Genomic DNA, 20,782 nt, shown 5'->3' on the forward strand with positions numbered 1-20,782 from the left:
CAATCGATGAGATAGCTTTTACCTATTAAATTCATTAATTAAATTTGACAGGCTTTAAAAATAACCTTTTCCCACAAAAGGGCAAGCGGCAAAGCGTAAATTCTTGCAAGGCGCTGCAATTTCAAACGCTTGAGCTTGACCTCAGAGCGTTTTTTCCTTCGCCTGCTGCATCATTTGCGGATAAAACTGCCAGAATTGTGTTTCAAGCTGATGATAATGTCGCTCGACGTCGGCGAACGAGCCTGCCAGGGCATCGAGGCGCGGACGGCGGCTGGCCATGCCCTGCAGCACCCGGGCGATGAACGGCAATTCGGCGTAGCGTTCCAGCCAGCGTTCCGGCCACAGATAGCCGTTCAGGTTCTGAAAGCGTGGCGGCGTGAGCGGCAGGTAAGGTTCGATCTGGCTGCGGGCTTCCTGGGTAAACTGGTGCAGGTCGCGTGAGGGCTCCAACTGCTGCCAGTGGCGCGCCAAAAAATGGTCCCACACCACGTCGAGGGTGATCGGCGCCACGCGGCGGTAGGGGGCGCTGAAATAGTCGCGGCAGGCTTTGACCTGCGGCAGGCTGTCGGTCAGCACGTCGACGCGACGGTGCATCATGATGCCGGCCACCACGTCGGGCTGGTAGTCGGCGGCGGGGTTGCCACGCACGAAATCGGCCAGCAGGTTGCCCAGCAGCGAGCTGTCCGCCAGCATGGCCAGGTGAAGATGAGCGAGAAAATTCATCCCTCAACTATACCCGAAGTCAGGCAAATCCTCCTTATTTCTTGCCGCTGACCGCCCCCGGCTTTAGACTAGGCCGCCTGTTTTTTACCAACCAGCCATAAATTGAAGAAGTGAATACCCATGCGCGTCGCTGATTTTTCGTTTGAACTTCCCGAATCCCTGATTGCCCACTATCCCCAGGCCGAGCGCAGCGCATGCCGCCTGCTGCAGCTGGACGGGCCGAGCGGGGCGCTGACGCACGGCGTATTCACCGATCTGCTGGATAAGCTGGAAGCCGGCGACCTGCTGGTGTTCAACAATACCCGCGTGATCCCGGCGCGCATGTTCGGCCGCAAGGTCAGCGGTGGCAAGATAGAAGTGCTGGTGGAGCGCGTGCTGGACGACCATCGCGTGCTGGCGCACGTGCGCGCGTCGAAAGCGCCCAAGCCGGGGGCCGAGCTGCTGTTGGGGGATGATGAGAGCATCGCCGCCACCATGGTGGCGCGCCACGAGACGCTGTTCGAGCTGCGCTTCAACGACGAACGCGATGTATTCACCATTCTCAACGCGGCCGGCCACATGCCGCTGCCGCCTTATATCGCTCGCCCGGATGAAGACGCCGACCGTGAGCTGTATCAGACGGTCTACAGCGAGAAACCGGGCGCGGTCGCCGCGCCGACCGCCGGCCTGCACTTCGACGAACCGCTGCTGGCGGCGCTGCGCGCCAAAGGCGTGGAAATGGCGTTCGTGACGCTGCACGTCGGCGCCGGCACCTTCCAGCCGGTGCGCGTGGAAACCATCGAAGATCACGTGATGCACGCCGAATACGCTGAAGTGCCGCAGGAGGTGGTGGATGCGGTGCTGGCCTGCAAAGCGCGCGGCAAGCGCGTCGTGGCGGTGGGCACCACCTCGGTGCGTTCGCTGGAAAGCGCCGCGGCGGCCAGCAAAGAGGCGCTGATTGCGCCGTTCTTCGGCGACACCAGCATCTTTATCTATCCGGGCTATCACTACCAGGTGATCGACGCGCTGGTGACCAATTTCCACCTGCCGGAATCGACCTTGATCATGCTGGTGTCGGCCTTCGCCGGCTACAAAAATACCATGAACGCCTATCAGCAGGCGGTGGCCGAGCAGTACCGCTTTTTCAGCTATGGCGATGCGATGTTCATCAGCCGTAATCCGCAGGCGGAAAACGAGTCCGTCGGCGGTTAATTTCCCGGGCTGCGCCCACGGCGCGGCCCCGTTTCAACGACATCAGACTGTTTCTCTGATGCTGGAGGCTTTGTGAAGTACGAACTACAAACTACCGATGGCCGCGCACGCCGCGGCCGCCTGATTTTCGACCGCGGCGTGGTGGAAACCCCGGCCTTTATGCCGGTCGGCACCTACGGCACGGTCAAGGGCATGACGCCGGAAGAAGTGAAAGAAACCGGCGCGCAGATCCTGCTGGGCAACACCTTCCACCTGTGGCTGCGCCCTGGCCAGGAGATCATGAAGCTGCACGGCGATCTGCATGATTTCATGCAGTGGCCGGGCCCGATCCTCACCGACTCCGGCGGTTTTCAGGTGTTCAGCCTGGGGGCGATGCGCAAGATCAAAGAGGAAGGCGTGTACTTCCGCAACCCGATCAACGGCGACAAGGTGTTCCTGAGCCCGGAAAAATCGATGGAAATCCAGTATGACCTGGGTTCCGACATCGTGATGATCTTCGACGAATGCACGCCGTACCCGGCCGACTGGGACTACGCCAAGCGTTCGATGGAAATGTCGCTGCGTTGGGCGCAGCGCAGCCGCCAGCGTTTCGACGAGCTGGAAAATAAAAATGCGCTGTTCGGCATCATTCAGGGCGGCGTTTACGAAGATTTACGTGATGTTTCCGTCAAAGGGCTGGTGGATATCGGCTTTGACGGGTACGCTGTGGGCGGCTTGGCTGTAGGCGAGCCGAAAGAGGATATGCATCGCATTCTTGAACACGTTTGCCCGCAAATTCCGGAAGATAAGCCACGCTATTTGATGGGCGTCGGCAAGCCGGAAGATTTGGTGGAAGGCGTGCGCCGCGGCATCGACATGTTCGACTGCGTCATGCCGACCCGCAACGCCCGCAACGGCCATTTGTTCGTGACTGACGGTGTGGTAAAAATCCGTAATGCCAAGCACAAGGATGATACGTCTCCGCTGGATAAGGACTGTGATTGCTACACGTGTCGCCATTACAGCCGCGCCTACTTGCACCATCTCGACCGTTGCAACGAAATATTGGGTGCTCGACTGAACACAATTCATAACCTGCGTCACTACCAGCGCCTGATGGCGGGTTTACGCCAGGCTATCGAAGAGGGTAAATTAGAGCAGTTTGTTGCGGATTTCTATGGTCGGATCGGCAAGCCGATTCCGCCTTTAAACGCTTGATCTAATAATTGATAACTTAATGAGGGAATTTCAATGAGCTTTTTCATTTCTGACGCCGTCGCATCCGCAGGGGCTCCGGCTCAGGGAAGCCCGTACTCTCTGATCATTATGCTGGTGGTGTTCGGCCTGATCTTCTACTTCATGATCCTGCGCCCACAGCAGAAACGCGCGAAAGATCACAAGAAGCTGATGGACTCCATCGGTAAAGGCGACGAAGTGCTGACCACCGGCGGCCTGATCGGTCGTGTGACCAAAGTGGCCGACACCGGCATCATCGCCATCGCGCTGAACGACACCACGGAAGTGATGATCAAGCGTGACTTCGTGGCGGCCGTTCTGCCGAAAGGTACCATGAAGGCCCTGTAATCTTTTTTCCCGAAGGGAATTGCCGTGCTAAACCGTTATCCTTTGTGGAAGTATCTGATGTTGATCGTCGTGATCCTCGTCGGTCTGCTTTATGCGCTTCCCAACATCTACGGTGAGGATCCGGCCGTACAAATCACTGGCGCGCGCGGTGTCGCCGCCAGTGAAACTACGCTGGACCAGGTCCGTACCGTATTAGAAAAAGACAACATCGCGAGCAAGTCGATTGCGCTGGAAAATGGCGCTATCCTGGCTCGCTTTAAAGATCCTGACGTTCAGCTGCGCGCCCGCGAAGCGCTGGTGACCGAGCTGGGTGACAAATTCGTCGTGGCGCTGAACCTGGCGCCGGCCACGCCGACCTGGCTGGCCATGCTGGGCGCAGAACCGATGAAACTCGGCCTGGACCTGCGCGGCGGCGTGCACTTCCTGATGGAAGTGGACATGGACACCGCGTTGAGCAAGCTGCAGGAACAGACCATGGATACCCTGCGCAGCGAGCTGCGCGAGAAGGGCATTCCTTACGCGTCTATCCGCAAGCTGGACAACAACGGCGTGGAAGTTCGCTTCCGTGACGATGCGGCTCGCGACCAGGCCATCAGCTACATCGGCCCGCGTCAGCGCGATCTGGTGCTGTCCGCCAACGGCGCTAACACCATGAAAGCCAACCTGACGGACGCCCGTCTGAGCGAAGCGCGTGAATACGCCGTCCAGCAGAACATCACTATCCTGCGTAACCGCGTCAACCAGCTCGGCGTCGCCGAACCGCTGGTGCAGCGCCAGGGCGCTGACCGCATCGTGGTCGAGCTGCCGGGCATTCAGGACACCGCGCGCGCCAAAGAAATTCTGGGCGCCACCGCGACCCTGGAGTTCCGTCTGGTGAACACCAATGCGGACGCCACCGCGGCGGCCAATGGCCGCGTGCCGGGCGATTCCGAGGTGAAATATACCCGCGACGGCCAGCCGATCGTGCTGTACAAGCGCGTGATCCTGACCGGTGACCACATCACCGACTCCACCTCGAGCACCGACGAATACAACCAGCCGCAGGTTAACATCTCGCTGGATAGCGCCGGCGGCACGTCGATGTCCAACTTCACCAAGGACAACATCGGCAAGCCGATGGCGACCCTGTTCGTGGAATATAAGGACAGCGGCAAGAAAGACGCCAATGGCCGCGCTGTGCTGGTGAAACAGGAAGAAGTGATCAACGTGGCGAACATTCAGTCGCGTCTGGGCAACAGCTTCCGCATCACCGGTATCGGCAACCCGAACGAAGCGCGTCAGCTTTCGCTGCTGTTGCGTGCGGGTGCGCTGATCGCGCCGATTCAGATCGTTGAAGAGCGCACCATCGGTCCAACCCTGGGTCAGCAGAACATTACCCAAGGTCTGGAAGCCTGTCTGTGGGGCCTGGTGGCGTCCATCGTCTTCATGGTGGTCTGGTACCGTAAGTTCGGCGTGATCGCCACCACGGCGCTGGTCGCCAACCTGGTGCTGATCGTCGGCGTGATGTCCCTGTTGCCGGGGGCGACGCTGACCATGCCGGGCATTGCCGGGATCGTGTTGACGCTGGCGGTGGCGGTTGACGCCAACGTACTGATTAACGAACGTATCAAGGAAGAGCTGAAGAACGGCAGGTCCGTTCAGCAGGCGATCCATGAGGGCTATAAAGGCGCGTTCTCCAGTATCGTCGACGCCAACATCACCACGCTGATCACCGCGGTCATCCTGTACGCAGTCGGCACCGGTTCGATCAAAGGCTTTGCGATCACCACCGCGATCGGTGTGGCGACGTCCATGTTCACCGCGATTGTCGGTACCCGTGCCATCGTCAACCTGCTTTACGGCGGCAAACGCATTAACAAGCTGTCTATCTGAGGAGTGCGTTGTGGCACAGGATTATACTGTTGAGCAACTCAACTACGGCCGTAAAGTCTACGACTTTATGCGCTGGGACTATTTGGCCTTCGGCATCTCGTTGCTGCTGTTGGTCGCGTCGATCGTCACCATGTCGGTGCGCGGGTTTAACTGGGGTCTGGATTTCACCGGCGGTACGGTGATTGAAATCAACCTGGAGAAGCCGGCTAACCTTGACCTGATGCGCGACACGCTGGAGAAGGCCGGGTTCCAGGATCCGATCATCCAGAACTTCGGCAGCAGCCGCGACGTGATGGTGCGCATGCCACCGGCGACCGGCACCGCAGGCCAGGAACTGGGCAACAAGGTGATCGGCGTGATCAACGACTCGGTGGATAAAAACGCCACCGTGAAGCGCATCGAGTTCGTCGGCCCGAGCGTGGGCAGCGAGCTGGCGCAAACCGGCGGCATGGCGCTGCTGGTGGCGTTGATCTGTATCCTGATCTACGTCGGTTTCCGCTTCGAATGGCGCCTGGCGCTGGGGGCGGTTATCGCGCTAGCGCACGACGTGATCATCACGCTGGGCGTGCTGTCGCTGTTCCACATCGAGATTGACCTGACCATCGTCGCTTCCCTGATGTCGGTTATCGGTTACTCGCTGAACGACAGCATCGTGGTCTCCGACCGTATTCGTGAGAACTTCCGCAAGATCCGCCGCGGTACGCCTTACGAGATCATGAACGTGTCGTTGACCCAGACGCTGAGCCGTACGCTGATGACTTCCGGTACTACCCTGATGGTGGTGCTGATGCTGTACATCTTCGGTGGCGCGATGCTGCAAGGCTTCTCGCTGGCGATGCTGATCGGCGTGTCGATCGGTACCGTTTCCTCCATCTACGTCGCGTCCGCGCTGGCGTTGAAGCTGGGGATGAAACGCGAGCACATGCTGCAGCAAAAAGTGGAAAAAGAGGGCGCGGATCAGCCTTCGATTCTGCCTTAACCGCCGCAGTATTCAGCGAAATGAGAAGGAGCGCCAATGGCGCTCCTTTTTTTTGCTTTGGGTTTCAGCGTTGCTGCACCACCGCCGGTTGGGCGGTGGCCACCAGGCTGTGCAGACGGATATAGCCGAGCTGTTCCGGCGTCAGGCCGCTGAAGCGTAGCTCGAAGTCCTGACCGGGTTTCGGCAGCAGCGAGTCGGCGCTGGCGATCGGTTGCGACAGTGCTTCGGCGGTCAGCGGCCGGCCGGTGGCCTCATCCAGTTGACCCCATTCCACCACCGCGTTGAACGGCGGCAGCGTAGCCTGTGAGAGGATGCGCACATGCAGCTGCGCCTGCGTGCCGTTGGCTTCGCTCTTGATGTGGCTCAGCGAAACGCTCAGTTCGCCGATGCTGCTCTGCAAACGGGCAGCGCTTCGAGCCGCCGGCAGCAGGTAGACGCCATTGTCGGAGTGCTGATTGAGCAAATTCTGCCGCTCCAGTGCGGTGGTTTGGTCGGTCAGTACGCTCACTTTCTGGTTCAGCGCGGCGACCTGATGGCGCAGCTGAGGCACGGCGGTGTTGTGCGCGCAGCCCGCCAGCAAAATGGCGGCGGCGAGCAGGGCGATTTTAGGGTAACAGGTTGTCATGACGGCGATTTCCTATGCTGAGTCTCCTGCTATCAAGCTTAGTCCGCATAGTGGTGAAAGTCATATCGCTGCCACCTTCCCGCCGCCTGTCGCAACAAATGGCCGCCGCCCTTTGTTGTGGCTGCACTTCGGGTTAAACTGCATTTATCTATAAAAAACGTTTATCAGGACGTGTTATGCATTGCCCTTTCTGCGCCGCCGTTGATACCAAAGTCATCGATTCCCGCCTGGTGGGGGACGGTTCGCAAGTGCGCCGCCGCCGCCAGTGTCTGGTATGCAATGAACGCTTCACCACCTTCGAGGTGGCCGAGCTGGTGATGCCGCGAGTGATTAAAAGCGATGAGGTGCGCGAGCCGTTCAACGAAGACAAACTGCGTCGCGGCATGCTGAAAGCGCTGGAAAAGCGCCCGGTCAGCTCGGACGATGTGGAAAACGCCCTTAATCATATCAAATCCCAACTGCGCGCCACCGGCGAACGCGAAGTGCCGACCAAGTTAGTCGGCAATCTGGTGATGGATGCGCTGAAAAAGCTGGATAAGGTGGCCTACATTCGCTTCGCGTCGGTGTACCGCAGCTTCGAAGACGTGCGCGAGTTCGGTGAAGAGATTGCCCGCCTGCAAGACTAAAGGATCTTTCATGCATCACGACGAATTTTACATGGCGCGCGCCTTCGAACTGGCGCGGCTGGGGCGTTTCACCACCGCGCCCAATCCGAACGTCGGCTGCGTTATCGTGCGCGACGGCGAAATTGTCGGTGAAGGCTATCATCTGCGCGCCGGCGAGCCGCATGCGGAAGTGCACGCGCTGCGCATGGCGGGCGACAAGGCGCGCGGCGCCACTGCCTATGTCACGCTCGAACCGTGCAGTCACCACGGCCGCACGCCGCCCTGCGCCGATGCGCTGGTGGCCGCCGGCGTGACGCGGGTGGTCGCGGCGATGCAAGATCCCAATCCTCAGGTGGCGGGGCGCGGCTTGTACAAGCTGCAGCAAGCCGGCGTCGAAGTCCGTCATGGCCTGATGCTGGCCGAGGCCGAAGCGGTCAACCTGGGCTTCCTCAAACGCATGCGCACCGGTTTCCCCTATGTGCAGCTGAAGCTGGGCGCGTCGCTGGACGGCCGCACGGCGATGGCCTCCGGCGAAAGCCAGTGGATCACCTCACCCGAAGCGCGTCAGGACGTGCAGCGCCTGCGCGCGCAGAGCGCCGCCATTCTCAGCACCAGCGCCACCGTGCTGGCGGACGATCCGTCGCTGACGGTGCGTTGGGATGAGCTGGACGCCGAGACGCAGCGCCTCTATCCGCGCGAAAATCTGCGCCAGCCGCTGCGCATCCTGCTCGACAGCCAAAATCGCATTACCCCGCAGCACCGCGTGGTGCAGCAGCCGGGCGCTACCTGGCTGGCGCGCCTGCAGGCGGATGAACAGGCCTGGCCGCAAGAGGTCGAACAGTTTATCTGCCCGGCGCACGGCGGCGGCATCGATCTGGTGGTGATGATGATGCTGTTGGCCAAGCGCCAGGTGAATTCAATCTGGGTAGAGGCGGGCGCAACGCTGGCCGGCGCGCTGCTGCAGGCTGGCCTGGTGGATGAGCTCATTTTGTACATCGCGCCGAAACTGTTGGGCGATAATGGCCGTGGCCTGTGTCATCTGCCGGGCCTGGAACGGCTGGCCGACGCGCCGGAATTCGTCTTTAGTGACGTGCGTCAGGTTGGCCCCGATCTGCGTTTGCGCCTGCGGGCGAAACACTGAATCTCGCGCCCGCGCGCCGGTTTTACAAAAGCGCCGCGCAGGCGATGAAAGAATATGATAGAATCCGCCCCCCTGCGGGGTATTGAACCCATTTTTAAGGAAAGCCCATGAAAGTTATCGAAGGTGTTGTTGCTACTCCAAATGCCCGTGTGGCGATCGCAATTGCACGTTTTAACAATTTCATCAACGACAGCCTGCTGGAAGGTGCTATCGACGCGCTGAAACGCATTGGTCAGGTTGCTGACGACAACATCACCGTTGTCTGGGTCCCGGGCGCTTACGAGCTGCCGCTGACGGCGAGCGTATTGGCCAAAACCGGCAAATACGACGCGGTTATCGCGCTGGGCACCGTTATCCGTGGGGGCACCGCGCACTTCGAATATGTAGCGGGCGAAGCCAGCTCCGGCATCGGCAACGTTGCGATGAATGCCGAAATCCCGGTTGCCTTTGGCGTGCTGACCACCGAAAGCATCGAACAGGCGATCGAACGCGCCGGCACCAAAGCGGGCAACAAGGGCGCTGAAGCCGCGCTGACCGCACTTGAAATGATTAATGTTATCAAAGCTATTAAAGCCTGAATTTAGTTAAGGGGAATTCCGTGAAACCTGCTGCTCGTCGCCGCGCTCGTGAGTGCGCTGTTCAAGCGCTTTACTCTTGGCAGTTGTCTAAAAACGACCTTGCCGATGTTGAACACCAGTTCCTGACGGAGCAGGATGTCAAAGATGTTGACGTCGCCTATTTTCGCGAGTTGCTGTCCGGCGCGGCAGTGAATGCAGGTATGCTGGACGAACTGATGGCGCCTTACCTGTCGCGTCAGCTCGAAGAGCTGGGCCAGGTGGAGCGCGCGGTGCTGCGCGTCGCGCTGTTTGAACTGAAAATGCGCGAGGATGTCCCTTATAAGGTGGCGATTAACGAAGCGATCGAGCTGGCGAAAACCTTCGGCGCGGAAGACAGCCACAAGTTTGTGAATGGGGTGCTGGATAAAGTGGCGCCAACCCTTCGCAAGAAAAAGTAAAACATTAAGGCCGGCATTCCCGGCCTTAATTTCTTCTAGTGGAATATCGATATGGCATGCGGCGAATTTGACCTCATTGCCCGCTATTTTGACCGGTTTAAGCGCGTGCGCCGGGATGTACAGTTGGGCATTGGAGATGACTGCGCACTGCTGGCAGTGCCGGAAAAACAGCTGGTGGCCGTCAGTACCGATACACTGGTGGCGGGCATTCACTTCCTGCCGGACATCGATCCGGCCGATCTCGGTTACAAGGCGCTGGCGGTCAATCTGAGCGATCTGGCGGCGATGGGCGCCGATCCTGCGTGGCTCTCGCTGGCCCTGACCCTGCCGGAGGTGAACGAGCCGTGGCTGAAGGCCTTCAGCGACAGCCTGTTCGATCAGCTCAACTATTACGGCATGCAGCTGATTGGCGGCGATACCACGCGCGGCCCGCTGAGCATGACGTTGACCATTCAGGGGCTGATCCCGGCCGGCCGGGCGCTGACCCGCAGCGGCGCGCGCATCGGCGACTGGATCTATGTGACCGGCACGCTGGGCGACAGCGCCGCCGGTCTGGCGATCCTGCAGGATCGCCTGGCGGTGACGGATGCGGCGGCGCGCGATTATCTGGTCGCGCGTCATCTGCGGCCGCAGCCGCGGGTGTTGCAGGGGCAGGCGCTGCGCGATCTGGCCAGCTCGGCGATCGACATCTCCGATGGCCTGATTTCCGATCTGAAGCATATCCTGAAGGCCAGCGACTGTGGCGCACGCATCGTACTGGACGAGCTGCCGATGTCGCAGGCGCTGAGCAGCCACGCCGATGCCGAGCAGGCGCTGCGTTGGGCGCTGGCGGGCGGCGAAGATTATGAGCTGTGCTTCACCGTGCCGGAGATCAACCGCGGCGCGCTGGAAGTGGCGCTGAGCCACCTTGGAGCCGACTACACCTGTATCGGCCAAATTGGCCCGCTGTCTGAAGGTATTCGCTATTATCGCGACGATGAGGCGGTAGAGCTGGACTGGGCCGGCTTCGATCATTTCAACGCGGAGCCGGGCACCGATGGATGAAGCCAAGCGCCGGCTGCGGATGAGCAATCCGTGGCACCTGCTGGCCACCGGTTTTGGCAGCGGTTTGTCGCCGGTGATGCCGGGCACCATGGGATCGCTGGCGGCGATCCCGTTCTGGCTGCTGCTGATCCAACTGCCGTGGCAGCTTTACTCGCTGGCGGTGATGTTCAGCATTTGCATCGGCGTCTATATTTGCCATCGCACGGCAAAAGACATGAAGGTGCACGATCACGGCAGCATCGTCTGGGACGAGTTCGTCGGCATGTGGATCACGCTGATGGCGTTGCCGGTCAACGATTGGCGCTGGGTCGCCGCCGGTTTCGTCATCTTCCGCATTCTGGATATGTGGAAGCCGTGGCCGATCCGCTGGTTCGACCGCAACGTGCATGGCGGCATGGGTATTATGGTCGACGATATTATCGCCGGCGTGCTGTCCGCCGGCATCATCTACCTGATTGGGCACCACTGGCCGATCGGGCTGTTCTGACAGACGGGCGCGCTGTTTCGCGCCCGCTTCTCTTTATTCAAACCCTGTCACCCGGTGCGGCACGTAAGCCGTCTCCAGTTCCGCCACCTCTTGTGGCGACAAACTCAAATCGACTGCGGCGATGGCGTCGTCCAGCTGTTCGCTGCGCGAAGCGCCGACGATCGGCGCGCTGACTGCCGGCTTGTTCAGCAGCCAGGCCAGCGCGATCTGCGCGCGTGGCACGCCGCGTTCGTCGGCGAGGCTGGCGACGCGCTCGGCGATAATGGCGTCAATGCCTTCGGTTTCCTCGTACAGGCTCTTGCCGAACTGGTCGGAAACCAGCCGCGCGGTGGTTTCGCCCCAGGGGCGGGTCAGGCGGCCGCGCGCCAGCGGGCTCCACGGCAGCACGGCGATGCCTTCGGCGGCGCACAGCGGGTGCATCTCGCGCTCTTCTTCGCGCTGGATCAGGTTGTATTGATCCTGCATGCTGACGAAGCGCGTCCAGCCGTGCAGATCGGCGGTATACAGCGCTTTGGCGAACTGCCAGGCGTACATCGAGGAGGCGCCGATGTATCGCGCCTTACCGGCTTTCACCACGTCGTGCAGCGCTTCCAGCGTCTCTTCCAGCGGCGTTTCGTAATCCCAGCGATGGATTTGCAGCAAATCGACATAGTCGGTGCCCAGACGCCGCAGGCTGTCGTCGATGGATTGCATGATCTTGGCGCGCGACAAACCGCGCTCCAGGTTGCTCAGCGGGAAATACACCTTGGTGGCGATCACCACCTCCTCGCGGCGCGCATAGTCGCGCAGCGCCCGGCCGAGGATCTCCTCGCTGCTGCCGTCGGAATAGCTGTTGGCGGTGTCGAAAAAGTTGATGCCGGCTTCCAGCGCCTGTTTCAGCAGCGGACGGCTACTCTCTTCAGGCAGCGTCCAGGCGTGATTGCCGCGGTTCGGTTCGCCGTAGGTCATGCAACCCAGGCAGATGCGCGAGACGTTCAGATCGGTGTTGCCCAGTTTCAGGTACTTCATGCTTGCCTCCCATTCACAGCTCAGACAGTAACTGTAGCGCGGATCCCGAAGGGCGGAAACGAAAACGCCCCCGAGAGCGGAGGCGTTTTTTCAGGCGCGGGGGCTGATTACTGCGCCAGCCAGGTTTCGATTTGGCGCTGAATGCCGGCGGCGTCCAGCCCCAGATCGGCGCGCAGCTCTTCCTGGCTGCCCTGCGAGACGAAGCTGTCCGGCAGGCCGAGGTTCAGCACCGGCACCGGGCGGCGTTTGGCCATCAGCAGTTCGTTAACGCCGCTACCGGCGCCGCCCATGATCGAGTTCTCTTCCAGCGTGACCAGCGTTTCATGGCTGGTGGCCAGTTCGAGCACCAACTGCTCGTCCAGCGGTTTGACGAAGCGCATGTCGACCAGTGTGGCGTTGAGCGCCTCCGCCGCTTGCGCGGCCTCCGGCAGCAGGGTGCCGAAGTTGAGAATGGCGATCTTTTCCCCCTGACGGCGCACCACGCCTTTGCCGATCGGCAGCAGGCTGAGCGGCTCCAGCGCAGCGCCGGTGCCGGTGCCGCGCGGATAGCGCACGGCGCTCGGGCCATCGTTATAGTGATAGCCGGTATACAGCATCTGCCGGCATTCGTTCTCGTCGCTTGGCGTCATGATCACCATGGTCGGGATGCAGCGCATGAACGACAGATCGAACGCCCCCTGATGGGTCTGGCCGTCGGCGCCGACGATGCCGCCGCGATCGATGGCGAACATCACCGGCAGGTTTTGGATCGCCACATCATGGATCAGCTGATCGTAGGCGCGTTGCAGGAAGGTGGAATAGATCGCCACCACCGGCTTGTAGCCGCCGATCGCCAGCCCGGCGGCGAAAGTGACCGCGTGCTGCTCGGCGATCGCAACGTCGAAATATTGCTGCGGGTAGTCGCGAGAGAACTGCACCATGCCGGAGCCTTCGCGCATCGCCGGCGTGATCGCCATCAGCGAGCTGTCTTTGGCGGCGGTTTCACACAGCCAGTCGCCGAAGATTTTCGAATAGGTCGGCAGACCTCCGGCGCTTTTCGGCAGCGTGCCGCTGGCGGGATCGAACTTCGGCACCGCGTGGAAGCTGATCGGATCCTTCTCCGCCGGCGCGTAACCACGGCCTTTCTTGGTCATGATGTGCAACAGCTGTGGGCCTTTCAGATCGCGCATGTTTTTCAACGTGGCGACCAGGCCCTGTACGTCGTGCCCGTCTACCGGGCCGATGTAGTTGAAGCCCAGCTCTTCGAACAGCGTACCCGGCACCACCATGCCTTTCAGGTGCTCTTCGGTGCGTTTCACCAGCTCCTTGATCGGCGGCACGCCGGCCAGCACTTTCTTGCCGCCTTCGCGCAGGGTGGAGTAAAGCTTACCGGACAGCAGCTGCGCCAGATGATTGTTCAGCGCGCCGACGTTTTCCGAGATCGACATCTCGTTGTCGTTCAGCACCACCAGCATGTCCGGGTTGATGTCGCCGGCGTGGTTCATCGCTTCGAACGCCATGCCGGCGGTGATGGCGCCGTCGCCGATCACACACACCGTGCGGCGGCCTTTGCCTTCACGCTCTGCCGCCACCGCCATGCCGAGGCCGGCGCTGATCGAGGTCGATGAGTGGCCGACCGACAGCACGTCGTATTCGCTTTCGGCGCGCCACGGGAAGGGGTGCAAGCCGTTCTTTTGCCGAATGGTGGCGATGCGGTCGCGACGGCCGGTCAGAATTTTGTGCGGGTAGGCCTGGTGGCCGACGTCCCACACCAGATGATCGAACGGCGTGTTGTAGACGAAATGCAACGCCACCGTCAGTTCGACGGTACCCAGCCCGGAGGCAAAGTGGCCGCTGGAACGACTGACGCTGTTCAGCAGGTATTGCCGCAGCTCATCGCACAGCTTCGGCAAGCTCTCTTTGGGCAGCGAGCGGAGTTCCTCGGGGTTTTCCGCTAGCGCCAGGGTTGGGTATTTGGCTATATCAAGACTCATTCGATACTCATATCAGAGGAGTTAACGTCACACGTTAATTGTCGCGTTCAATAATGAAGCTGGCTAACGCTCGCAATGGCGCTGTGTTATAAGATTGCGCTGCCAAAGTGTCCAATGCAGCTAATGCTTCCTGATAGAGATCCCACGCTTTTGCTTTCGCGCTGTCAAGCCCGAGTAACGCCGGGTAGGTACTCTTTCCGTGTTGTTGGTCCGCTCCCTGGCGCTTGCCGATTTTCTCAGTCTCGCCGACAACGTCCAAAATGTCATCCTGAACCTGGAACGCCAGGCCGACCGCGGCAGCGTAACGATCCAGCTGCGGCAGCGCCGCTCGCCCGGCTTCGCCGGCGCTCAGCGCGCCCAAGCGCACCGCCGCGCGGATCAGCGCGCCGGTTTTGTGGCGGTGGATCTGCTCTAGCGCCTGCAGATCGACGCGCTTGCCTTCGGCTTCCAGATCCAGTGATTGGCCGCCGCACATGCCGGCTACGCCGCTGGCGGTCGCCAGTTCGGAGACCATCGCCAGCCGATCGCGCAACGCCACGTCAGGCATTTCGGCATCGGCCAGGATCGAAAACGCCAGCGTTTGCAGCGCATCGCCGGCCAGGATCGCGTTGGCTTCGCCGAATTTAATGTGGCAGGTCGGCTGGCCGCGGCGCAGATCGTCGTCGTCCATCGCCGGCAGATCGTCGTGGATCAGCGAGTAGGCATGAATGCATTCTACCGCTGCCGCCGGCGCATCCAGGTTGCTCAGCGACACGCCGAACATCTGGCCGGTGGTGTAGACCAGGAATGGCCTCAGGCGCTTGCCGCCCAGCAAGGCGCCGTGACGCATCGCCGCCACCATGTTGCCGTCGTTGAACGGCAGCGGGGCGATGAAGTCCAACAGCGCGCGATCGGCACGCTGGCGGAAAATCTGCATTTGATCGGCAAAAGCGGCCGATGGGGCGATCTCAGACATGTCGGTTACTCGGTATCCGGTGTAAAAGGCGTCAGCGCCGCATCGTCGGCGCTGTCGTTAAGGAGTATCTGCACACGCTGTTCCGCCTGTTGCAGTTTCTGCTGGCCTTGACGCGCCAGCTGTACGCCACGTTCGAACTCGTTCAGCGCGTCTTCCAGCGGCAATTCGCCTGACTCCAGACGCGTCACGATGCTTTCCAGCTCGCCGAAGGCGCTTTCAAAGCTGGCAGTTTGCTCTGTACTGGCTGATTGTGCTGGTTTTTTCGGCATAATTTTCTTTTTACGTCATCATGTGAACCGTGGCGCCAGAGCCTATCCTAGCGGATCTTGATTAGCAAATCATGGCGCTCATGTGTGGTTTTGTGCGCAGAGCACGGCGATATGGTGATATACTCCGCGCCGTAATTCTTATCTGACAACAAAGACCGCCATGAAGTTTATCATTAAATTGTTCCCGGAAATCACCATCAAGAGCCAATCTGTGCGCTTGCGCTTTATCAAGATTCTCTCGACCAATATTCGCAACGTCCTGAAGCAGTATGATGAAACGCTGGCGGTCGTCCGTCACTGGGATCATATCGAAGTTCGCGCCAAAGATGAAAACCAGCGGCCGATCATCGCCGACGCCCTGACGCGCATTCCCGGCATCCACCATATTTTGGAAGTGGAAGACCGCGCTTATACCGACATCCACCACATCTTCGAGCAGACGCTGGAAGCCTACCGCGCCCAGTTGGAAGGCAAAACCTTCTGCGTGCGCGTCAAGCGCCGCGGCAAGCAGGCGTTCAATTCGCAGGACGTGGAGCGCTACGTCGGCGGCGGCCTGAACCAGCATATCGAGAGCGCGCGCGTTAACCTGACCCGCCCGCAGGTCACGGTAAATCTGGAGATTGAAGACGACAAGCTGATGCTGGTCAAACGCCGCCTCGAAGGCATCGGTGGTTACCCGGTCGGCACCCAGGAAGACGTACTGTCGTTGATTTCCGGCGGTTTCGACTCGGGCGTCTCCAGCTATATGTTGATGCGTCGCGGTTGCCGCGTGCACTTCTGCTTCTTCAACCTGGGCGGCGCTGCGCACGAGATCGGCGTGAAGCAGGTGGCACATTATCTCTGGAATCGCTTCGCCAGTTCGCACAAGGTGCGCTTCGTCGCTATCGACTTCGAGCCGGTGGTGGGCGAGATCCTGGAGAAGGTCGACGACGGCCAGATGGGCGTGGTGCTCAAGCGCATGATGGTGCGCGCCGCTTCGCAAGTGGCCGAACGCTACGGCGTGCAGGCGCTGGTGACCGGTGAGGCGCTGGGGCAGGTCTCCAGCCAGACGCTGACCAACCTGCGCTTGATCGACAATGCGTCCGATACCTTGATCCTGCGTCCGCTGATCTCGCACGATAAAGAGCACATCATCAAGCTGGCGCGCGAAATCGGCACTGAAGACTTCGCCAAAACCATGCCGGAATATTGCGGTGTGATTTCGAAGAGCCCGACGGTAAAAGCCGTCAAGGCCAAGATTGAAGAGGAAGAGAGCCACTTCGATTTCAGCATTCTTGACCGCGTGGTGAGCGAGGCGAAGAACGTTGATATCCGCTCTATCGCCGAACAGACGCAGGAACAGGTGACCGAGGTGGAAACCGTCGCGGCCTTCGGCGCCGACGAGGTGATCCTGGATATCCGCTCCAACGACGAGCAGGAAGAGAAACCGCTGCAGCTGGAACAGGTTGAAGTGAAAGCGCTGCCGTTCTACAAGCTGAGCACCCAGTTTGGTAATCTGGACCAGAGCAAAACCTACCTGCTGTACTGCGAACGCGGCGTGATGAGCCGCCTGCAGGCGCTGTACCTGTTGGAGCAGGGCTTCAACAACGTGAAGGTTTATCGCCCGTAACGCACGGAGCGGCATCAACGAGAAGGGCTGAACCGATGTTCAGCCCTTTTTTTATCGGCAAGCCGCTCAGTCGCGGAAGTCGTACATCCCCGGGATCAGCACCAGCTGCGCGGCGATCTCCGCCGCCTTGGCTTTACCAAGCAGCAGGTCTATCAGCTTCAGCGCGAACTCCATCGCGGTGCCCGGCCCCTGGCTGGTGAGCAGGTTGACGCGGGCGTCGTACACCACGCGGCGCTCCATCCATTTATCCGCCGGTATCTGGTCTTTCAGGCCCGGGAAGCCGGTCATGTTGCCGATCGGGAACAGATCGTGGTGTTGCAGCACCAGCGCCGGCGCCGCGCAGATGGCGGCGACGATGTTGCCCTGCAGATGCATCTGCCGCACCTTCTCCACCAGCAGCGGGCTGTCGCGGAAGCATTCCGCGCCTTTCAGGCCGCCGGGCAGCACGATGGCGTCGAACGGTTCATCGACGATCGCCACCAGCGGCGCGTCGGCCAGCAGCTTGACGCCGCGCGAACAGACGATAGTCAGCTCGCCGTCGCCGGCAACGCTGGCGGTAGTGACTTTTACGCCCGCCCGCACCAGCAGATCGATGGTGGTGACGGCTTCGGTTTCTTCGCTACCAGGTGCCAGGCAGACCAGCGCCGATACGCTCATATTCATTTTCCTTTCGTTTAATCAATTCAAACAGCCGCGCATTCTCCGGCAGCGTGAGGCCGTGGCTGCGCGCGCGGCGCAGCAGGTAACCGGTGATGTAGTCGATCTCGGTGTGCCGCTGGCTGCGGATGTCCTGCAGCATCGACGAAATGTTGTCGGCGGTGCTGTGGATCACGTCCATCACGTATTGCATCAGGCCTTCACAGGAGGTGTGGTAGCCCTCCATCGCCATCACGCTAGCGACTTCACGGCACAGCGTTTCGATCTGTTCCGGGTAACGCTGCAGGTCGCCGTTGCGGCAGCCGTACAGCGCCGTCAGCGGGTTGATCACGCAGTTGACCGCCAGCTTGCGCCAGTTGGCCGAGGCGATATTGTTGTGCCAGGCGACGTCAGGCAGCGCCTGATGCAGCACTTCCGCCAGGTGGCTGAGGTGTTGGGCGGCCGGCGAGGTTGGGCCGATGTGAGTGATGCCGGTGGCGACGTGGATAATGGTGCTGCCTTCGTGGCGCGCAGCGTGGGTGGTGGTGCCCTGCAGGATGGGCTGGCCGTTCGGCGGCAGCTCTTCCTGGGTGCCCATACCGTTGTGCAGCAGCAAAATAGCACAGTGGGGGTTCAGCTTCGGCAGCAGCGCGCTGACCGCGCTGGACACCTGCCAGGCTTTTAGCGTCACCAGCAGCAGCTCGCTTTGCGCAAGATGCTCCGGATCGTTGGTGGGCAAATTGCGATTGAACGAGACGCCTTCCGGCTCTATCACGTTCACTGCGCAAAAAGGCTGTGGCACTCTTAGCCATCCCTGTACATCGTGGCCCTGCTGATACAGCCGGGAGAGCCACAGTTGTCCGAGCGCGCCGCAACCAAGAATGGTTATTTTCATTCAGTCTCCTTGGAAACACGGGAATACCGCTCAATTACCGTGAATTAACTATAGGCTTTATGGCAGCCCGAAGCGCTATCCCTGCGTGCGTTCAGCAGATTTTGTCTGAGGCGGCAAAGCGGTTATCATGCTCGGCATCAAAATCGCCTAAGCTATTAGGCACTCATTCAGGAGGAAGAAGTATGCCATCTTTCGACATCGTTTCCGAAATTGATATGCAGGAAGTGCGTAACGCCGTTGAGAACGCTACCCGCGATCTCGGTACCCGCTGGGATTTTCGCAACGTGCCGGCCAGCTTTGAGCTAAACGAGAAAGACCAAAGCATCAAGGTTGCCACCGAGTCTGATTTCCAGGTGCAACAGCTGCTCGACATTCTGCGCGAAAAGCTGAGCAAGCGCAGCATCGACGGCGCTGCGCTGGAGATCCCGGAAGAGTTTACCCACAGCGGCAAAACCTACAGCGTGGAAGCCAAGCTGAAGCAGGGGATTGAAACCTCTGTGGCGAAGAAAATCGTCAAGCTGATCAAAGACAGCAAGCTGAAGGTGCAGGCGCAGATCCAGGGTGAAGAAGTACGGGTGACCGGCAAGTCACGCGACGATTTGCAGAGCGTGATGGCGCTGGTGCGCGGCGGCGATCTGGGGCAGCCGTTCCAGTTCAAGAACTTCCGCGATTAATCTCTACGGGGCCGGCATTGCCGGCCCTGATTCTTTACAGCGAATTGACCAGCGCTTCCAGCTGACCGCGATTGGTCTGCTTAGTATCCACCTTGACGTAGGCGCTGCGCTCTTCCGGCACGACTATCGCCTCGGCCACACCGGGCTGTGCCTTCAGGCGGCTTTCCAGCGCCGAATCCTTCACCGCCAGTTCCGACAGCGTAATGCGCAGGCTGCTGACATACGGCGGCTCTTTCATGGTGCTGCTGACCAGGAACCAGACTGCGGCCAGCACGGCGCCGGCGATAAACACCAAGCCCGCCCCCTGCAAACCGTACAGCCAGCCTCCGAGGCTGCCGCCGATCGCCACGCCGATAAACTGGCTGGTGGAGTAGACCCCCATCGCGGTGCCCTTGTAGCCGGCCGGTGATTCTTTGCTGATCAGTGAAGGCAGAATGGCTTCCATCACGTTGAAGGCCATGAAGAACAGCTGCACGCCGGCGATGATGCCCCATAGATGAGCGCCGGAGAGCCACAGCAGCACTTCGGCGCAAAACAGCACCGCCACGCAGCCCATAAACACCTGCTTCATGCGGCGATATTTTTCGGCATAGATGATGAACGGCACCACGGCGGCGAACGACACCAGCATGGTCACCAGGTAGACGATCCAGTGTTCGCTGGCCGCCAGCCCGGCTTTCTCCATCGCTAGCGGCAGCGCCACGAAGCTCGACATCAGCAGGATATGCAGGCACATGATGCCGAAGTTGAGCTTCAGCAGGCGCGAGTTGCTCAGCACTTTGCGGAAGCTGCCGCGCACGATGCTGGACTCGCGGTTCAGCAGATGGGTATCGGCGGAAGGTACTACTGCCAGAGTGATGATGATGCCGGCCAGCGCCAGCACGGCGATCATCCAGAACAACGCATGCAGGCCCAAGGCATGGGTGATGATGGGGCCCAGAACCATGGCGATGGCGAAGGTGATACCGAAGCTGACGCCGATGAACGCCATCGCTTTGGTGCGGTTCTGCTCGCGGGTCAGATCGGAGAGCAGCGCCATTACCGCGGCGGCGATGGCGCCGGAGCCTTGCAACGCGCGGCCGAGGATCACGCCCCAGATAGAGTCAGTGACGGCGGCGATCACGCTGCCGAGGGCAAAGATCAGTAGGCCGCCGACGATCAGCGGCTTGCGGCCGATGCGATCGGACACCAGGCCGAACGGGATCTGAAATACCGCCTGTGCCAGGCCGTAAATGCCGATGGCGATGCCGATCAGCGCTTCGCTGGCGCCGTTGAGCGCCATGCCGTAGGTGGTCAGCACCGGCAGTACCATAAACATGCCGAGCATGCGCAGGGAGAATACGGTGCCCAATCCCCAGGTGGCGCGGCGCTCCTGCGGGGTCATTGAATTATCGTTCACATCAAACCTCGGTAAAAACCATGCCATCAGACGTTGCGACAGCGCCTGATGGCATGATTTCTGTAAAGCTGCGTCATTTTAGTGTGCAGGGCAGGGGGGGTAAATCGAATGTTGTTTAA

Annotated in this window: 22 protein-coding genes; 13 read left to right on the plus strand and 9 right to left on the minus strand. The window is 60.4% G+C overall.

What is annotated here, in order from left to right; translation table 11 throughout:
* Nucleotides 1-141: 141 nt before the first annotated feature.
* The gene (locus WA302_RS00965) at nucleotides 142-723 is read right to left on the minus strand and encodes an ACP phosphodiesterase (RefSeq protein ID WP_025301748.1); all 582 of its coding nucleotides are present in this window, start codon (nucleotides 721-723) and stop codon (nucleotides 142-144) included.
* A 120-nt stretch (nucleotides 724-843) separates the two neighbouring features.
* Between WA302_RS00965 and queA the strand changes: the two genes are divergently transcribed.
* From queA to secF, 5 genes are all read left to right on the plus strand, one after another.
* Nucleotides 844-1,914 (plus strand): tRNA preQ1(34) S-adenosylmethionine ribosyltransferase-isomerase QueA, encoded by a 1,071-nt coding sequence (gene queA / locus WA302_RS00970; RefSeq protein WP_004940394.1) that lies wholly within the window; start codon nucleotides 844-846, stop codon nucleotides 1,912-1,914.
* Between the two features lie 72 nt (nucleotides 1,915-1,986).
* Entirely contained in the window at nucleotides 1,987-3,111 is a 1,125-nt protein-coding gene (gene tgt, locus WA302_RS00975) for a tRNA guanosine(34) transglycosylase Tgt (RefSeq protein WP_016928877.1), read from the plus strand.
* A gap of 33 nt (nucleotides 3,112-3,144) precedes the next feature.
* Nucleotides 3,145-3,477, plus strand: a complete 333-nt coding sequence (yajC, locus tag WA302_RS00980; RefSeq protein ID WP_004940391.1) for a preprotein translocase subunit YajC — start codon at nucleotides 3,145-3,147, stop codon at nucleotides 3,475-3,477.
* Between the two features lie 24 nt (nucleotides 3,478-3,501).
* On the plus strand, nucleotides 3,502-5,349 hold the full coding sequence (gene secD / locus WA302_RS00985; RefSeq protein ID WP_004940390.1) for a protein translocase subunit SecD: 1,848 nt from the start codon (nucleotides 3,502-3,504) through the stop codon (nucleotides 5,347-5,349).
* 10 nt (nucleotides 5,350-5,359) lie between these two features.
* The gene (gene secF / locus WA302_RS00990; protein WP_004940389.1) at nucleotides 5,360-6,328 is read left to right on the plus strand and encodes a protein translocase subunit SecF; all 969 of its coding nucleotides are present in this window, start codon (nucleotides 5,360-5,362) and stop codon (nucleotides 6,326-6,328) included.
* Nucleotides 6,329-6,392: 64 nt separating this feature from the next.
* Here secF and WA302_RS00995 read toward each other — a convergent pair whose 3' ends face one another.
* Nucleotides 6,393-6,953 carry a DUF3251 domain-containing protein gene (locus WA302_RS00995; protein ID WP_025301749.1) on the minus strand — a complete coding sequence of 187 codons (561 nt, stop codon included), beginning with the start codon at nucleotides 6,951-6,953 and terminating at the stop codon, nucleotides 6,393-6,395.
* Nucleotides 6,954-7,129: 176 nt separating this feature from the next.
* Here WA302_RS00995 and nrdR point away from each other — a divergent pair, with 176 nt between their 5' ends.
* From nrdR to pgpA, 6 genes are all read left to right on the plus strand, one after another.
* Nucleotides 7,130-7,579, plus strand: a complete 450-nt coding sequence (gene nrdR, locus WA302_RS01000) for a transcriptional regulator NrdR (protein WP_004940387.1) — start codon at nucleotides 7,130-7,132, stop codon at nucleotides 7,577-7,579.
* Between the two features lie 10 nt (nucleotides 7,580-7,589).
* Nucleotides 7,590-8,699: a bifunctional diaminohydroxyphosphoribosylaminopyrimidine deaminase/5-amino-6-(5-phosphoribosylamino)uracil reductase RibD gene (ribD, locus tag WA302_RS01005; RefSeq protein ID WP_025301750.1), complete on the plus strand. Its 1,110-nt coding sequence runs from the start codon at nucleotides 7,590-7,592 to the stop codon at nucleotides 8,697-8,699.
* A gap of 107 nt (nucleotides 8,700-8,806) precedes the next feature.
* Nucleotides 8,807-9,277: a 6,7-dimethyl-8-ribityllumazine synthase gene (gene ribH, locus WA302_RS01010; RefSeq protein ID WP_004940385.1), complete on the plus strand. Its 471-nt coding sequence runs from the start codon at nucleotides 8,807-8,809 to the stop codon at nucleotides 9,275-9,277.
* A 20-nt stretch (nucleotides 9,278-9,297) separates the two neighbouring features.
* Nucleotides 9,298-9,714 carry a transcription antitermination factor NusB gene (gene nusB, locus WA302_RS01015; protein WP_004940384.1) on the plus strand — a complete coding sequence of 139 codons (417 nt, stop codon included), beginning with the start codon at nucleotides 9,298-9,300 and terminating at the stop codon, nucleotides 9,712-9,714.
* A gap of 51 nt (nucleotides 9,715-9,765) precedes the next feature.
* Complete coding sequence (gene thiL, locus WA302_RS01020; RefSeq protein WP_043135634.1) at nucleotides 9,766-10,758, plus strand: thiamine-phosphate kinase; 993 nt, start codon at nucleotides 9,766-9,768, stop codon at nucleotides 10,756-10,758.
* A complete protein-coding gene (gene pgpA / locus WA302_RS01025; RefSeq protein ID WP_004940382.1) occupies nucleotides 10,751-11,245 on the plus strand; it encodes a phosphatidylglycerophosphatase A in 495 nt (164 codons plus the stop codon). The genes thiL and pgpA overlap by 8 nt, the downstream gene beginning before the upstream one ends.
* 33 nt (nucleotides 11,246-11,278) lie before the next feature.
* Here the strand turns inward: pgpA and WA302_RS01030 are convergent, their stop codons facing one another.
* The 4 genes from WA302_RS01030 to xseB form a co-directional block, all read right to left on the minus strand.
* Nucleotides 11,279-12,253 (minus strand): aldo/keto reductase, encoded by a 975-nt coding sequence (locus tag WA302_RS01030; protein WP_147823674.1) that lies wholly within the window; start codon nucleotides 12,251-12,253, stop codon nucleotides 11,279-11,281.
* A 107-nt stretch (nucleotides 12,254-12,360) separates the two neighbouring features.
* Complete coding sequence (dxs, locus tag WA302_RS01035; RefSeq protein ID WP_261456719.1) at nucleotides 12,361-14,226, minus strand: 1-deoxy-D-xylulose-5-phosphate synthase; 1,866 nt, start codon at nucleotides 14,224-14,226, stop codon at nucleotides 12,361-12,363.
* Nucleotides 14,227-14,260: 34 nt separating this feature from the next.
* A complete protein-coding gene (ispA, locus tag WA302_RS01040) occupies nucleotides 14,261-15,181 on the minus strand; it encodes a (2E,6E)-farnesyl diphosphate synthase (RefSeq protein WP_043135638.1) in 921 nt (306 codons plus the stop codon).
* Nucleotides 15,182-15,186: 5 nt separating this feature from the next.
* A complete protein-coding gene (xseB, locus tag WA302_RS01045; protein ID WP_261456720.1) occupies nucleotides 15,187-15,450 on the minus strand; it encodes an exodeoxyribonuclease VII small subunit in 264 nt (87 codons plus the stop codon).
* A 160-nt stretch (nucleotides 15,451-15,610) separates the two neighbouring features.
* Here xseB and thiI point away from each other — a divergent pair, with 160 nt between their 5' ends.
* Nucleotides 15,611-17,059: a tRNA uracil 4-sulfurtransferase ThiI gene (gene thiI / locus WA302_RS01050; protein ID WP_025301756.1), complete on the plus strand. Its 1,449-nt coding sequence runs from the start codon at nucleotides 15,611-15,613 to the stop codon at nucleotides 17,057-17,059.
* 66 nt (nucleotides 17,060-17,125) lie between these two features.
* Here thiI and yajL read toward each other — a convergent pair whose 3' ends face one another.
* The gene (gene yajL, locus WA302_RS01055) at nucleotides 17,126-17,716 is read right to left on the minus strand and encodes a protein deglycase YajL (protein ID WP_043135643.1); all 591 of its coding nucleotides are present in this window, start codon (nucleotides 17,714-17,716) and stop codon (nucleotides 17,126-17,128) included.
* Nucleotides 17,679-18,590, minus strand: a complete 912-nt coding sequence (gene panE, locus WA302_RS01060; RefSeq protein ID WP_049295137.1) for a 2-dehydropantoate 2-reductase — start codon at nucleotides 18,588-18,590, stop codon at nucleotides 17,679-17,681. The genes yajL and panE overlap by 38 nt, the downstream gene beginning before the upstream one ends.
* A gap of 182 nt (nucleotides 18,591-18,772) precedes the next feature.
* On the opposite strand from panE, the gene WA302_RS01065 reads away from it, so the two are divergent.
* On the plus strand, nucleotides 18,773-19,264 hold the full coding sequence (locus WA302_RS01065) for a YajQ family cyclic di-GMP-binding protein (RefSeq protein ID WP_025301759.1): 492 nt from the start codon (nucleotides 18,773-18,775) through the stop codon (nucleotides 19,262-19,264).
* 34 nt (nucleotides 19,265-19,298) lie between these two features.
* On the opposite strand, the gene WA302_RS01070 is transcribed toward WA302_RS01065, so the two are convergent.
* Nucleotides 19,299-20,663, minus strand: a complete 1,365-nt coding sequence (locus WA302_RS01070) for an MFS transporter (RefSeq protein ID WP_325977920.1) — start codon at nucleotides 20,661-20,663, stop codon at nucleotides 19,299-19,301.
* Nucleotides 20,664-20,782 lie beyond the last annotated feature (119 nt).

This window comes from Serratia sp. 201 (genome assembly GCF_037027545.1).
Classification (GTDB): domain Bacteria; phylum Pseudomonadota; class Gammaproteobacteria; order Enterobacterales; family Enterobacteriaceae; genus Serratia; species Serratia bockelmannii.